A 13532-nucleotide genomic window follows, 5' to 3' on the forward strand; every position below is an offset into this window, starting at 1 on the left:
GCCCGGAAATCAGATCGCCAGATATTCCGCCCGCAGTTCGGCGTTTTCCAGAACCTCGGCGGCGGTGCCGTCAAAGACGATGCCACCAGTGTCCAGGATCACTGCACGATCCGCCAACTCCAGCGCCCGCACAGCGTTTTGTTCCACCAGAATGGTGGTCATGCCCTGTTCCTTGACGTGGATGAGGGTCTTTTCGATCTCATCAACAATCACCGGCGCCAGGCCTTCATAGGGTTCATCCAGCAGCAGCACCTTGATGTCCCGCGCCAGAGCACGGGCGATGGCCAGCATCTGCTGTTCGCCGCCGGACAGGGTCACGCCCTCTTGCTTGCGACGTTCGCCCAGACGCGGGAACAGATCATAAAGCCGTTCGATCGACCAGCCGATGGGCGGGGCAATCTGCGCCAGTTGCAGGTTTTCCTCGACGGTGAGGCCGGCAATGATGCGGCGATCTTCGGGCACCAGGCCCAGACCCGCGGCTGCGGCCTCGTGGCTTTCCATCAGGTGCAGCGGCTGGTGATCTAGCCAGATCTCCCCCTGGGTCACCATCGGCGAGCCGGTACGGGCGATGGAGCGCAGGGTCGAAGTCTTGCCCGCGCCGTTGCGGCCCAGCAGTGCCAGGATTTCGCCCTCGTGGACGTTAAAGTTGATGCCCTGCACGATATAGCTTTCGCCATAATAGGCATGCATGTCCCAGACCGACAGAAAGGCCGGCGCGGTGGTTGCCGCATTGGCGTTCTTGGAAAAGTCGGGTTTGACGTTCATCTGTCTTGTCCTTTCTTACTCTGACCCATCCTGACGCGGGGGTGCCGCGCAGCAGGAGGGGCCGGGAGTGTCCGTTTTTACGCCGACTCGCCGAGATAGGCTTCGCGCACTTTTGGATTGCCACGGATGTTTTGGGGATCATCCTCGACCAGGGGCGTACCCTGGGCCAGAACGGTGATCCGATCCGCAAGAGAAAACACCACATGCATGTCGTGCTCGATAATGGCGATGGTGATGTCGCGCTGTTCCTTGATCTCTTTCAACAAATCAATGGTGTTGTTGGTATCCGCCCGCGCCATCCCGGCGGTGGGTTCATCCAGCAGCAACAGACGCGGCTCTTGCGACAGGCACATGCCGATCTCAAGACGGCGTTTGTCCCCCCGCGACAGCGAGGCAGAATGCATGTGGCGCTTGTCTGCCATATTCATCTCTACCAGCATGGCTTCGGCCTTTTCCAGCACGTCTGTTTCACTGGGAACCGAGGTGATCGCATTCAGGGAAAAGGCGCCATCCCGTTTGGCAAAGCAGGGGATCAACATGTTTTCCAGCACGGTGAGATCGCCAAAGATTTCTGGCGTTTGAAACACGCGGCTGATGCCCATCTGATTGATCTCATAGGGTTTGCGCCCCAGCACCGACTGACCGTCGAACATCACCGATCCGGTATCGGGGATCAGCTTGCCCACCAGACAGTTCAGCAGGGTGGATTTGCCCGCGCCATTGGGTCCGATAATGGCGTGGACGGTGTTTTCCTTAACGCTGAGATTGACATCTCCCAGCGCTTGCAGGCCACCAAAGCGTTTGCCTACGTTTTTGACTTCAAGAATACCCATCAATCCGTCTCCTTATTCCGCAGGGTTTTTTGTGGTTGAGCTGGAGCCGTCTTTATCTTTACGACCCTTCACCCATTTGGCGATACGCTGACCACCCTCAACCAGGCCACCAGGCAGGAACACCACAACCAGCATGAACAGGATGCCCAAGGTCAGGTGCCAGCCCTTGCCGATAAAGGGGTGCACGATGAAGACCACAAAGTCCTCCAGCCCGTCTGGCATAAAGTTGAACCAGTTGTGCAGCACGGTGTCGTTGATCTTGGAGAAGATGTTTTCAAAGTACTTGATGAAGCCCGCGCCCAGAACCGGACCGATCAGAGTGCCGGCGCCGCCGAGGATGGTCATCAGAACAACCTCGCCCGAGGCGGTCCACTGCATCCGTTCCGCACCAGCTAGAGGATCCATCGAGGCCATCAGGCCACCGGCCAGACCCGCATACATGCCGGAGATCACAAAGGCCGCCAATGTGTAGGGTTTGGTGTTGAGACCGGTGTAGTTCATCCGTTGCTGGTTCGACTTCACAGCCCGCAGCATCATGCCAAAGGGCGAGCGGAAGATGCGGATCGACAGGTAGAAGGCGGCCAGCAGCACCAGCGCACAGAGGTAGTATCCGGCGTTGAACTGGAAGGCCCAGGGGCCAACAACCATCTCAAAGGTTGAACGCATTTCCAGACCAAACAGGCTGGTCACCGGGATGGAGCCATCTGCTGTGGCGGAAACACCCAGCACGCGGGGGTCATCCAGTGTCAGCTGCAGACCGGTTTCACCGTTGGTGATCGGGGTCAGCACCGAATAGGCCAGGTTGAAGGACATCTGGGCAAAGGCCAGCGTCAGGATCGAAAAGTAGATCCCCGAACGTCTGAGTGAGACAAAGCCAATGAGCAGCGCAAACAATCCCGAGATCACCACCGCAAGCAGGATGGCTGGCACCACGTTCATGCTCAGCAGTTTGAACATCCAAACGGCAGAGTAGGAGCCGACACCCAGAAAGGCCGCGTGACCAAAGGAGAGATAGCCGGTGAGGCCAAAGAGAATATTGAAACCGATGGCAAAGATGCCAAAGATCACAAAGCGTTGCATCAGATCCGGGTAGCCCGCATTGAACTGTGCCATGGCGCTGTCAGTGGGGAAGGGATTGAGAATGAAGGGAGCACAGAGCGTCAATATAGCGACGACCAAGAGCATCCGCGTGTCTTTTTTATCAAGTCCGAACATGTGTTATTCCTCCATCACACCTTTGCGGCCCATGAGACCCCGCGGACGGGTGAGCAGAATGATGATCGCAACGACGTAGATGATGATTTGGTCAATACCGGGAAGGAACGATTTGATCTCGTTCATCGAGGCAAAGGCCTCAAGAATACCCAGCATGAAGCCGGCCAGAACGGCACCAGGCAGCGAGCCCATACCGCCAACAACCACAACCACAAAGCTCAGCACCAGAAAGTCCATGCCCATGTGATAGTTGGGGGAGTTGATCGGGGTATACATCACCCCGGCAAGCCCGGCGACGGCGGCCGCAATGCCAAACATGATGGTAAAGCGGCGGTCGATATTGATGCCCAGCAAGCCAACGGTTTCGCGGTCTGCCATTCCGGCGCGCACAACCATCCCAAAGGTGGTGAACTGCAGGAAGGAGAAGATGCCGCCGATGATGACAACCGAGAAGAAGAAGTAGACGATACGCCAGACCGGATAAAATATTTCGGTGCCAAACAGCGCGCCGACATTCGCAACGCCGCTCAAGGCCTCGGGGGAGGCGGTTTGGATCGGGTTGGCACCGTAGAAGTATTTGATCACTTCCTGCAACACGATGGCGAGACCAAAGGTCACCAGGATCTGATCCGCGTGTTCGCGCTTGTAAAAATGCTTGATCAATCCGCGTTCCATGACAAAACCGATTAAGATCATGATCGGGATGGCAAAGATAATCGCGATGGGCACTGCCCAGTCTATTATGGCGCCCCCCATTTCGGGGCCGAACCAACTTTCCACATAGGTTGCTTTTACTTTCAGTGGGTTGCCAAGGAAATCCTTTTGGGTTTCGTCGACCACCTCATAGCTGAGGTTTAGGATACGCTGCACGGTGACAGCGCAGAAGGCACCGATCATGAACAATGCGCCATGGGCAAAGTTCACCACGCCCAGCGTGCCAAAAATGAGTGTCAGGCCTAGCGCGATCAGCGCATAGGCAGAGCCTTTGTCCAGCCCGTTTAAAATTTGCAATAGGATTGCGTCCATAGTCCCCACCCTTGGGTTCTTCGATGTGGAAGTGGTGGATTCCGACCCTGCGAGGCCTCATGCCCCGGCTTAACGGCACGCCCAAACGGCCTAGGCCGCGTCAGGTGAAAACCGCGATGTCAGAATGAAGATAAAGTGCCGGGCGCTATAGCAAGCGCCCGGCGATGAGTACCTGAATTAGGCGCCCGAGTTACAGCTGCCCAATGCGCCACCGGCAAACATTGGGTGATCCGCAGGATAGGTAACCTGTGCCGCAGGTGTGACTTCAACCACTTCAAGAAGGTCAAACTCGGACGTGGGGTTTTCTTTACCACGCACGACCAGCACGTCTTTGAAGCACTGGTGATCTTCGCCACGGTACAGTGTTTTACCGTTGCCCAGACCGTCGAACTCATAATCTTCCAGCGCTTCGACCACGGCGCATGGGTTAAAGGAACCGGCGCGCTGAACCGCATCTGCATAAAGCAGTGTCTGGCAGTAAACGGTGTGAGCCGCCTGGCTGGGTGGGAAGCCATATTTGGTACCAAAGGAGCGCACAAAGGCCTGGCTGCCTTCGTCCTGCAGGGACCAGTGCCAGTTGGTGGAACCGTGGATGCCTTTAACGTTGGCACCCGCACCTTTGGCCATCAGACGCGAATAGAGCGGAACAACGATTTCGAAGTTCTTGCCATTCACCACCTTTTCACGCAGGCCAAACTGAACCGCGTTGGTCAGTGAGTTCACCATGTTGCCGCCGTAGTGGTTCAGAACCAGCACGTCAGCACCGGAGTTCAGAACCGGCGCAATGTAGGAAGAGAAGTCAGTTGCCGCCAGCGGCGTACGGACTTTTTCTACAGTGTTCCAGCCCAGAGCTTCGGTCGCGGCTGCGATGCTTTCTTCCTGGGTCCAGCCCCAGGTGTAGTCGGCGGTCAGGTGGTAGGCGTTACGGTCGGTGCCATAGAGGTTCTTCAGCACTGGCGCCAGCGCGGCACCGGACATATAGCCGTTAAAGAAGTGACGGAAGCCATTGGCTTTCTTATCTTTACCGGTGGTGTCGTTGGAATGTGTCAGACCCGCCATGAAGATCACGCCAGCTTCCTGGCACAGGCCCTGAACCGCGATGGCCACACCGGAGGACGAGCCACCAGTGATCATCACTGCCCCGTCTTTTTCGATCATCGACTTGGCCGAGGCACGGGCCGCATCAGATTTTGTCTGGGTGTCGCCGGTGACGAACTTGACTTCTTTGCCCAGGATGCCGTTGCCCTGCAACTCTTTGGACGAGAAGGTGTTCATCATGCCACCGTCGCCGCCACCGTTCAGGTGCTCAACGGCCAGCTGATAGGCGCGCAGCTCGTCGGCGCCCTCATCGGCGTAGGGGCCGGTCTGTGGAACGTTGAAACCCAGCGTGACCGAGCTGCCGGTTGGGTCATTTGTAAATGCGGCTGCAGAAGACGCGGTGAAAATTGTTGGAAGCGCAAGGCCAGTGCCTGCGAGAGCGCCTGACTTCAGGACCCCGCGACGCGAGAATGCTGACTTGGACATAAATTCCTCCCTTATGTGTAAAACGCTGAGCAGCTCCTCACTTCTGCCCAGGCGTCTGCACGTTTTGTGCAAAATCAGTATGGGAGCGAGTTGTAAAATTGCGCAATAAAACCCTTGAAATGATCATCTATTCTGTAAACAAATGCACAGTATTCAGTGGTATTCTGTAAAGTTTGTTATGTTGCAACGCAGAAAGCCGTTGAAATGGCGGAGTTTTGACAGGGGGCCAGCTGATGGCGCGTGACACGCTGACAGGCAGCCGCATTCGGGAGCGGCGTTTGATCCTGGGTATTCGACAAGCAGAGCTGGCGCGCAAGGCTGGTATCTCGGCGTCTTATCTCAATTTGATCGAACACAACCGCCGTAGAATCGGCGGTAAACTCCTGGTGGGTTTGGCGCAGGTTCTGGGGGTAGAGCCCTCTATGTTGACCGAAGGCGCTGAGGCAGCATTGCTTGCCGCCCTGCGTGAGGCGGCAGCCGATGCAGGCGCCAAGGTGGCTGAACTTGACCGGACTGATGAGTTTGCCGGCCGTTTTCCAGGCTGGGCCGAGGTCTTGGCGAGCAATCATCAGCGGATTGCCCGGCTGGAACGCACGGTCGAAACCCTGTCGGACCGGCTGACCCATGACCCGCATCTTGCGGCCTCCTTGCATGAGGTGCTGTCAACAGCGGCGGCGATCCGCTCGACGGCCTCGATCCTGGCGGAAACCGGAGAGCTGGAGCCGGAATGGCGCGATCGCTTTCACAATAACCTGAACGAGGATTCGCGACGCCTGGCCGAAAGCAGCCGGGCGCTGGTGAATTTTCTCGATGAAAGCGACAGCAGCGCCGAGCGTCGCGGGATGCCACAGGAGGAGGCTGAGGAGTTCCTGCTGTCCAATAGCTATCACTTTCCGGAGCTGGAACAGGGGCGCAGCAATCCCAAAGCCCTGGTTGCAGCCGCGCCGGAGCTGGTCAGTGACTCGGCCCGATTGATTGCCCGTGGCGCGCTGGAACAATACCAAAAGGACGCGCTGCAGATGCCCCTGGCGGAGGTGGCGCCGATTATCCAGTCGCAGGGAGTGGATCCTTCGGCGCTGGCGCGGCGGTTTGACGTCCCCCTGCCGGTGGTGCTGCGACGCCTGGGGGTGTTGCCGGTTGATGTGCTGGGGCAGGAAGCAGGACTGGTGGTCTGTGACGCCTCGGGGTCGATCCTGTTTCGCAAACCGGTTGCGGGTTTTGCGCTGCCGCGCTTTGGCGCCTCCTGTCCGCTTTGGCCGATCTACACGGCATTGCAGCGGCCGGATGTGCCTTTGCGGCGCAATGTGGTGCAACAGGGGCGTAGCGCGCTGGGGTTCGAATGCCTGGCGGTGGCCTGGAACCATGTGCCCAGCTCGTTTGACCGGGATCCGCTGTATCATGCGGTGATGCTGATCCTGCCCCGCCGCGAGGTGCCGCCGCAGGCGCAGCCGGTGGGCAGCAGCTGCCGGATCTGCCCCCGTCAAACCTGTGAAGCACGCCGCGAGCCGTCGATCCTGAAGGAAGAGTTTTGACTTGTGCCCGGCGGCAGGGGTAGTCTGCCCTGGGATGAGAACGTGGTCTTGGGCAACACAGTCCGAAATAGCCGCGCTGGGAGGAACTTCTGCCAATGAGCAGACATGTCGTTTTAATTGAAGATGAGCCAAATATCGCAGAGGCTATTCGGTTTCTGCTGACCCGCGACAATTGGACCGTGGATGTGCATGGAAATGGCAGTGACGCGGCGGAGGTCATCCAGGCTGCCAGCCCCGACCTGGTGATCCTTGATCTGATGCTGCCGGGCAAAAGCGGTCTTGAGGTGATCCAAGAGCTGCGCCTTGTCGAACAGATGCAGCGCCTGCCGGTCTTGATGCTGACCGCCCGTGGCCAGCTAAAAGATCGCGAAATGGCGGAAAAAGCCGGGGTGACCCGGTTTATGACCAAGCCATTTTCCAATTCCGAGGTGCTGACGGCGGTGCGCGACCTTTATGCGCAGGCCTATCAGGAACCGCAGGACGCTGCCCCGTGAATTGTCTCTCCGCCAGCAGCCCGGCGCGCAGCCCTGTGACAGGCCCGCAAGTTTTCATGGAAACTGCCACCATAGTTACCCTGGAACAGCTGTGATGCGCGGCGATGGGGCAGGGCATCAGGACGCGTTCAAAAGCCCCTTTGTAGAGCGGCGCACCTATCGTCGTCGTCGCCTGATGGATATTGCCCGCTTGTTGCCAATTCTGGGCGCATTGCTGTTTACGGTCCCCCTGATGTGGCCAAATCCAGATCCCTATCCTGCCCCCGGCAATCACGGTGGCATGGCCACCTCTGCTGCAATCACCTACATCTTTGCGGTCTGGGGCGGTTTGATCGCTGCCAGCTTTGTTTTTGGATTGGCGGTGCGGCTTTGGGCCGGGCACTGGACAGAGGGCGGACCTCAGGACGACAAGAGCTGATGGCCTCGCTTAATGTTCTGGCGCTGGTCTGTCTGGCCTATGTGGCGTTGTTGTTCTTTGTTGCCTTTGTTGCGGACCGCCGCGCCGCGCGCGGCCAAAGCTCTGCCTGGATACGCTCGCCGCTGATTTATACACTGTCCCTGTCAATTTACTGTACAGCCTGGACTTTTTACGGAGCAGTGGGATACGCGGCGCGTTCAGGACTGGAATTCCTGACCATCTATCTGGGACCGACCCTGGTCATGGTTGGCTGGTGGTGGGGGCTGCGTAAACTGGTTCGGGTTGGGCGCAGCCAGCGGGTGACTTCGATCGCGGATCTGTTGTCGGCGCGCTATGGCAAGTCCAATGCGCTGGCCATCGGTGTCACAGTCTTGGCGGTGATTGGCATTACGCCGTATATTTCCCTTCAACTCCAGTCTATTACCCTGTCTTTTTCAACTTTTGCCGAGGCCGATCCGCTACGCAGCTACCACGAGACCACGACGGTGTTCTGGGTGACTGCGGGGCTGGCGGTCTTTGCTATTCTGTTTGGAACTCGCAACCTGAACGCGAATGAACGCCACCACGGCGTGGTCACGGCGGTGGCGCTGGAGGCGGTGGTCAAACTGGTGGCGCTGCTGGCGGTTGGTATCTTTGTGGTCTGGGGTCTGTCGGATGGGATCTCAGATACACTGGCGCGGATTGATGCCTCGCAAATTGGTGATTGGCGGGTGGATGGTGGCCGCTGGGCGACCATTACCTTCCTGTCCGCTGCGGCCTTTGTCTGCCTGCCGCGAATGTTTCAGGTCATGGTCGTCGAGAACGAGGACGAGCGCCATCTGCGGGTCGCGGCCTGGGCCTTTCCGCTTTATCTGTTTCTGATCTCGATGTTTGTGGTGCCGATTGCGGCCATCGGCCTGGAGCTGCTGCCGCCGGGATCAAACCCGGATCTGTTTGTCCTGGCCTTGCCTCTGTCACAGGGGCAACAGGGGCTGGCGATGCTGTCTTTCCTGGGCGGATTTTCCTCGGCTACATCGATGGTGATCGTGGCGGCGATGGCGCTGTCGACCATGGTGTCGAACCATATGGTGATGCCGATCTGGCTGCATCTGCAAGGCGGCGAGGGGGCTTCGGTGTCCGGAGATGTGCGCAATGTGGTGCTGTTTGCCCGGCGGATTTCTATCGCTGTCATTCTTGGCCTTGGGTATTTCTATTACAAACTCTCCGGCGGTGGTGCCGCGCTGGCCGCCGTGGGGTTAATCTCGTTTGCTGGTATTTCCCAGATGTTGCCGCCACTTGTTGGCGGGCTGTTCTGGCGCGGTGCCACCCGTACCGGCGCCCTTTGTGGCCTGTCCGTGGGCTTTGCCATCTGGGTCTATACCATGTTGCTGCCGGCCTTGGGGGGGGGCTTGTTGCCGGATCATATCCTGGCCGAAGGGCTGTTTGGCCTCTCTTGGCTGCGCCCGCAGGCCCTGTTTGGTATCGAAGGCCTGGATTCCACGGTGCATGCGGTGCTCTGGTCGATGAGCCTCAATGCGGTGGTGTTTTGTCTGGTCTCGCTGATGACTTTTCCAAGCCCTATTGAGCGTTTGCAGGGTGCGCAGTTTGTCAATGTGTTTGAACATTCCTCGGGGCCACGCGGCTGGACTGGCTCCGTGGCGCAAAGCGAAGATCTGATGGTGATGTCGCAACGCATCTTAGGCGCGACCGAGGCGCAGGCGTTTTTTCAACGTGAACTTGTCAGGCAAGGCGGGCGCGGCACCCTGCCAGAGCCCACACCGGCCTTCCTGGAGCGGCTGGAGCGCGAACTGGGGGCCTCGATCGGGGCGGCAGCGGCCCATGCGATGATTGGCCAAATCGTCGGCGGCTCCTCGGTGTCGGTGCAGGATCTGCTGGCGGTGGCGGATGAAACGGCGCAGATGCTGGAGTACTCCAATCAACTGGAAGAGCAATCCGCGGAACTGTCGCGCACCGCACGACAATTGCGGGTCTCCAATGAAAAGCTGACCCAGATTTCCCAGCAAAAAGATGCCTTTCTCAGCCAGGTGAGCCATGAGCTGCGCACGCCGATGACCTCAATCCGGGCCTTCTCCGAGATCCTGCGCGATGAGGGCGATATGCCTTTGGCCGACAAAACCCGGTATGCCACCATCATCCATGACGAGGCGCTGCGTCTGACCCGGCTGTTGAATGATTTGTTGGACCTGAGCGTGCTGGAAAGCGGTCAGGTGAGTTTGAATATGTCGACGGGCACTCTGAGCGAGGTGATGGACCACGCGATTTCCACTGCCTTGGCGGGTTCGGATCACCCCATTCAGGTGCACCGCGATCCAAAATCAGAGCAAATACGGATTTCCTCTGACCTGGATCGACTGGCGCAGGTCTTTATCAACCTGATTGCCAATGCGCAGAAGTATTGCGACGGGGAACCGGCGGAAATGACCATTCGGGTGACCCGCAGCTTAGGGGAGGTCTGGATAGATTTCACCGACAATGGCAGCGGCGTTCCCGCTGACCACCAACAGCTAATTTTTGAGAAATTCTCGCGGGTTAGCCCAGAACGCGCTGGGGGAGCCGGGCTTGGGTTGGCGATTTGCCGTGAGATCATGCAGCGCCTGGAGGGCGACATTTCCTACCTGCCGGGGCAAAAGGGAGGCAGTTTCAGAATTTCCCTGCCATTTGCGCGGAAAATCTCCCCGGAGGGGGCGTTTTAAAGATCTTGGTAACGAACGGGCGTTAAGACAATTAAAAAGGGAGCGCAAAACGTGCAGGTTGATGGCTGATGTCTGAAGCGGAAAAACAGCAAGCTGGGAACGGCGGGTCCGGTGGACTCGCGCGCAAACTTGCGGCGTCAAAGGACGGGGGAGCGGCTCAAAAAGGGTCTTTGACCCTCAAAGCCCTGCGTCGCTCGCTTGCCCGTGCGGCGTCGGAGCAATGCGACCTGCCGCTGGCCGTTCTGGCGGCGCGCCAGGCCAACCGTGCCCCCGAAGACCTGGTCGATGAGCTGTCTGACAAGGATCTATTGGTGATTCTCGACGGGCCCGACGGACGGATTGGCGCGGCCACCTTGGATGCGGCGCTGGTGACGGCCTTGATCCAGAAACAGACCATTGGCCAGCTCATGGGCAAGGCCCCATCTGAGCGGAACTACACCCCAACGGATGCGGCGATGACCGCAGAGTTCCTGGAAAAGTCCTTTTCCAAGGTGCAGGCGTTGTTGCAGGGGGAAAAAGATCAACTGGTGTTTTCTGGCTATCGCTACGGTGCACAGATCGAAGACGTGCGCTCGCTGATCCTGGGGATGGAGCGGGAAGACTACCGTCTTATCACCATGACTGTGGATTTGGCCATTGGGGCGATGCAGGGTGAGCTGAAGCTGATCCTGCCGGAACCCACCCCAGAGGAGCTCGGCCTGAGCGGTGCAAAATCCGGGCCAACCTTGGCTGGCGGCATGGGGGCCATGCGGGCGGAGCTCTCTGCGATTCTGTGCAAGGTGCGGGTGCCGCTGAATGAATTTTCGGCCCTGCGCGTGGGCGAAGTGCTGCCGCTGGATCAGGCCTTTTTGTATGAAACCGATTTAATCGACATTGGCGGTCATTCCATTGCCAAGGGCCGGTTAGGCCAGTTGAATGGCGCCCGTGCGGTGCGGTTGAACACTGGACCCAGCCAGCAGGCGGACCCCGCTCAAATGGGCGATGGGTTTGCCGATAGCCTTGGTTCTGACGTGCCCCCGGCTCTGCCTATGATCGAAGAACCGGCAACGCTGGATCTGGGGATTGCGGCGCAGGATTTGCAGGATCCACTGGATGACCCCATGGGCTTTGGGGCTCCGGCAGGGGGGCTCGCCCTGGATGGCATGGGCTCTGATCCCGCTGGGATGGACGACGACATGAGTGATCTCGGGGGCGATCTTGGGCTTGGCTTAGGAGCGGACCTTGGTGCGGATCTGGGCAACCTGGGAGGCGACCTTGGCAGCGGCCTCGGTGGGGACCTGGGCGCGGATCTGAGCGCAGCCCCAATGGGGGAGTTCGCCGGGCTTGGTGATGGCGCGGATCAGTTTAACCCCGATGATGCGGCTGCAGAAATATCAAAACTTGCAGGCCTGGAAGGGGACGCAGCACCTGGGCTCTGATGCCGTTGACCCGATCGTGGCGTTCTGTAGCGACGGTCGGCAGCTGCTTTGTCGCAAGACAACAAACCAAAGGCCCGGCCAAATGATGGCCGGGCCTTTGGTTTGCGCCCTTTGGGTTTGACTGGCGGGCAGGATGCACCGCAGTGTTCAAACGCCGTATCCCCCGCGGGCGAACCACAGGGGCTTGCCACATTTATCCGGCGGAGATTGATTCCAGTGCTGGCCGCAGGCCATCAAGTTGATAGCCAGCGGCGCTGGTTTTTTGCAAAATCTCGTCCGGGCTCATTTCCGTGGCAACACCGAGAGACCAGATCACCGAACAGCGGGTTCCAGAGGCACAATAGGCCAAAACCGGGCCTGGGCTTTCTTCATAAAAGGCGCGCTGTTGCGCGACATTTTCTGGTGTCATGGTCTGATGGGTGAGCGGCAGCTCCCGAAAGATCAGTCCTGCCGCCTCGGCAGCGGCACGAATGGCAGCGGCTTGATGGCTGGGCGGGACTTCGGAATCCGGGCGATTGCAAATCACCGTTTTGTAGCCGTCAGCAACGATTTTTGGCATGTCTTCCGCCGAGATTTGCGGCGAGACGGCGTAGCGGGGGGTGATTATACGTGCATCCATGGTGGGTTCTTTAAACCTTTGCCGCCAGCCCGTCCAGTTGCCTGCCAAAAAAGGGCGCCGCCCACATGCCCACAAGCATCGTCCCCATGAAGATGAGCCCCCCAGAGCCATTATAGCTGAGCGAGGCAATCGCTGGTCCGGGGCAAAGACCGGCCAGTCCCCAGCCCATGCCAAACAGGATGGATCCGGTGATCAGTCGGTGATCCATTTCTGGGCGCGGGGCAGTGGGAAATTCTCCACCAACCAAGGGGTGCCGCCCCTTGGTCAGACGCCAAGCGATAAACATTGGTACAATGGCGCCGCCCATAACAAAGGCAAGGGTGGGATCCCAACTGCCAAAAACATCCAGCCAGCCTTGGACCTTGGTGGTGTCGGTCATGCCGGAAACAAAAAGCCCGGCACCAAATAACGCGCCGGAAACAAGCGAGAGAAACAAGCGCTGCATCAGATCACTCCCAATACGTGGCGGAACAGGGCAATGGTGATCCCGCCGGCAATGATATAGAAAACGGTGGCGACAATGCCACGCAGGGACAGGCGGGAAATCCCACATACCCCATGGCCAGAGGTGCAGCCATTGGCAATTCTGGTGCCAATTCCAACCAACAGGCCAGCGGCAATGATCACAGCAATATTGCCGGTCATATGCGTGTCCACACCGTTTTGATACATGGGATAGAGCAGCATTGGCGCGACCAGCACCCCAATCAAAAAGACCAGGCGCTCCGCCATATTGCTGCGGCCTGAGCCGTCCACCAGGCCACCAAGAATGCCACTGGCCCCCATGATGCGACCATTGCCGAGCAGGAAGACTGCGCCCCCCAATCCAATCAGGCCGCCACCGACGAGCCCCCAGATCCAATCCATTTCCATTTTCGCGCGTTCCTATTTTGTCAATTTAGCTATCGGGTCGTGGATCATCCCTGCCGTCGCGATGGACGGATCAGCCTGCGAAAACAAGCCCATCTGACCATGCAATTGGCCCCGACCGAGCC

The 13532-nt window shown here is 58.6% G+C and carries 13 protein-coding genes; 5 read left to right on the forward strand and 8 right to left on the reverse strand.

Annotated features, from left to right (window positions below):
- Positions 1-9 precede the first annotated feature (9 nt).
- The 5 genes from JZI28_RS07475 to JZI28_RS07495 form a co-directional block, all read right to left on the reverse strand.
- Complete coding sequence (locus JZI28_RS07475; RefSeq protein WP_295447085.1) at positions 10-765, reverse strand: ABC transporter ATP-binding protein; 756 nt, start codon at positions 763-765, stop codon at positions 10-12.
- A 77-nt stretch (positions 766-842) separates the two neighbouring features.
- The gene (locus JZI28_RS07480; protein WP_295447083.1) at positions 843-1598 is read right to left on the reverse strand and encodes an ABC transporter ATP-binding protein; all 756 of its coding nucleotides are present in this window, start codon (positions 1596-1598) and stop codon (positions 843-845) included.
- Positions 1599-1610: 12 nt separating this feature from the next.
- A complete protein-coding gene (locus JZI28_RS07485; protein ID WP_375699729.1) occupies positions 1611-2813 on the reverse strand; it encodes a branched-chain amino acid ABC transporter permease in 1203 nt (400 codons plus the stop codon).
- 3 nt (positions 2814-2816) lie between these two features.
- Entirely contained in the window at positions 2817-3839 is a 1023-nt protein-coding gene (locus JZI28_RS07490) for a branched-chain amino acid ABC transporter permease (RefSeq protein ID WP_295447080.1), read from the reverse strand.
- Between the two features lie 177 nt (positions 3840-4016).
- Positions 4017-5363, reverse strand: coding sequence for a substrate-binding protein (locus JZI28_RS07495; RefSeq protein ID WP_009808643.1), 1347 nt, complete (start codon positions 5361-5363; stop codon positions 4017-4019).
- Positions 5364-5596: 233 nt separating this feature from the next.
- Here JZI28_RS07495 and JZI28_RS07500 point away from each other — a divergent pair, with 233 nt between their 5' ends.
- The 5 genes from JZI28_RS07500 to JZI28_RS07520 all read left to right on the forward strand — a co-directional run bounded on the left by JZI28_RS07500 (position 5597) and on the right by JZI28_RS07520 (position 11918).
- The gene (locus JZI28_RS07500; protein ID WP_348153535.1) at positions 5597-6895 is read left to right on the forward strand and encodes a short-chain fatty acyl-CoA regulator family protein; all 1299 of its coding nucleotides are present in this window, start codon (positions 5597-5599) and stop codon (positions 6893-6895) included.
- Positions 6896-6990: 95 nt separating this feature from the next.
- Entirely contained in the window at positions 6991-7389 is a 399-nt protein-coding gene (locus tag JZI28_RS07505; RefSeq protein ID WP_295447075.1) for a response regulator transcription factor, read from the forward strand.
- 94 nt (positions 7390-7483) lie between these two features.
- Complete coding sequence (locus JZI28_RS07510; protein WP_295447073.1) at positions 7484-7807, forward strand: hypothetical protein; 324 nt, start codon at positions 7484-7486, stop codon at positions 7805-7807.
- Positions 7807-10500: an ATP-binding protein gene (locus JZI28_RS07515; protein WP_375699730.1), complete on the forward strand. Its 2694-nt coding sequence runs from the start codon at positions 7807-7809 to the stop codon at positions 10498-10500. The genes JZI28_RS07510 and JZI28_RS07515 overlap by 1 nt, the downstream gene beginning before the upstream one ends.
- 68 nt (positions 10501-10568) lie before the next feature.
- Positions 10569-11918, forward strand: coding sequence for a FliM/FliN family flagellar motor C-terminal domain-containing protein (locus tag JZI28_RS07520; protein ID WP_375699731.1), 1350 nt, complete (start codon positions 10569-10571; stop codon positions 11916-11918).
- Between the two features lie 193 nt (positions 11919-12111).
- Here the strand turns inward: JZI28_RS07520 and JZI28_RS07525 are convergent, their stop codons facing one another.
- From JZI28_RS07525 to JZI28_RS07535, 3 genes are read right to left on the reverse strand one after another with little or no spacing between them, the layout of a single operon-like run.
- Positions 12112-12537 (reverse strand): TIGR01244 family sulfur transferase, encoded by a 426-nt coding sequence (locus JZI28_RS07525; protein ID WP_348153528.1) that lies wholly within the window; start codon positions 12535-12537, stop codon positions 12112-12114.
- A gap of 10 nt (positions 12538-12547) precedes the next feature.
- Positions 12548-12982: a DUF6691 family protein gene (locus JZI28_RS07530; RefSeq protein ID WP_375699732.1), complete on the reverse strand. Its 435-nt coding sequence runs from the start codon at positions 12980-12982 to the stop codon at positions 12548-12550.
- Entirely contained in the window at positions 12982-13410 is a 429-nt protein-coding gene (locus tag JZI28_RS07535; RefSeq protein WP_375699733.1) for a YeeE/YedE family protein, read from the reverse strand. The genes JZI28_RS07530 and JZI28_RS07535 overlap by 1 nt, the downstream gene beginning before the upstream one ends.
- Positions 13411-13532: the final 122 nt, after the last annotated feature.

The sequence above is a fragment of the Pseudophaeobacter sp. TrK17 genome, assembly GCF_042192375.1.
Lineage (GTDB): Bacteria > Pseudomonadota > Alphaproteobacteria > Rhodobacterales > Rhodobacteraceae > Pseudophaeobacter.

What these genes read in the sequence shown, in the direction of transcription:
- JZI28_RS07480 (WP_295447083.1), bottom strand. Translation starts at nt 1,598, where the DNA reads ATGGGTATTCTTGAAGTCAAAAACGTAGGCAAACGCTTTGGTGGCCTG.
- JZI28_RS07500 (WP_348153535.1), top strand. Translation starts at nt 5,597, where the DNA reads ATGGCGCGTGACACGCTGACAGGCAGCCGCATTCGGGAGCGGCGTTTG.
- JZI28_RS07535 (WP_375699733.1), bottom strand. Translation starts at nt 13,410, where the DNA reads ATGGAAATGGATTGGATCTGGGGGCTCGTCGGTGGCGGCCTGATTGGA.
- JZI28_RS07490 (WP_295447080.1), bottom strand. Translation starts at nt 3,839, where the DNA reads ATGGACGCAATCCTATTGCAAATTTTAAACGGGCTGGACAAAGGCTCT.
- JZI28_RS07485 (WP_375699729.1), bottom strand. Translation starts at nt 2,813, where the DNA reads ATGTTCGGACTTGATAAAAAAGACACGCGGATGCTCTTGGTCGTCGCT.
- JZI28_RS07515 (WP_375699730.1), top strand. Translation starts at nt 7,807, where the DNA reads ATGGCCTCGCTTAATGTTCTGGCGCTGGTCTGTCTGGCCTATGTGGCG.
- JZI28_RS07510 (WP_295447073.1), top strand. Translation starts at nt 7,484, where the DNA reads ATGCGCGGCGATGGGGCAGGGCATCAGGACGCGTTCAAAAGCCCCTTT.
- JZI28_RS07530 (WP_375699732.1), bottom strand. Translation starts at nt 12,982, where the DNA reads ATGCAGCGCTTGTTTCTCTCGCTTGTTTCCGGCGCGTTATTTGGTGCC.
- JZI28_RS07495 (WP_009808643.1), bottom strand. Translation starts at nt 5,363, where the DNA reads ATGTCCAAGTCAGCATTCTCGCGTCGCGGGGTCCTGAAGTCAGGCGCT.
- JZI28_RS07520 (WP_375699731.1), top strand. Translation starts at nt 10,569, where the DNA reads ATGTCTGAAGCGGAAAAACAGCAAGCTGGGAACGGCGGGTCCGGTGGA.
- JZI28_RS07525 (WP_348153528.1), bottom strand. Translation starts at nt 12,537, where the DNA reads ATGGATGCACGTATAATCACCCCCCGCTACGCCGTCTCGCCGCAAATC.
- JZI28_RS07505 (WP_295447075.1), top strand. Translation starts at nt 6,991, where the DNA reads ATGAGCAGACATGTCGTTTTAATTGAAGATGAGCCAAATATCGCAGAG.
- JZI28_RS07475 (WP_295447085.1), bottom strand. Translation starts at nt 765, where the DNA reads ATGAACGTCAAACCCGACTTTTCCAAGAACGCCAATGCGGCAACCACC.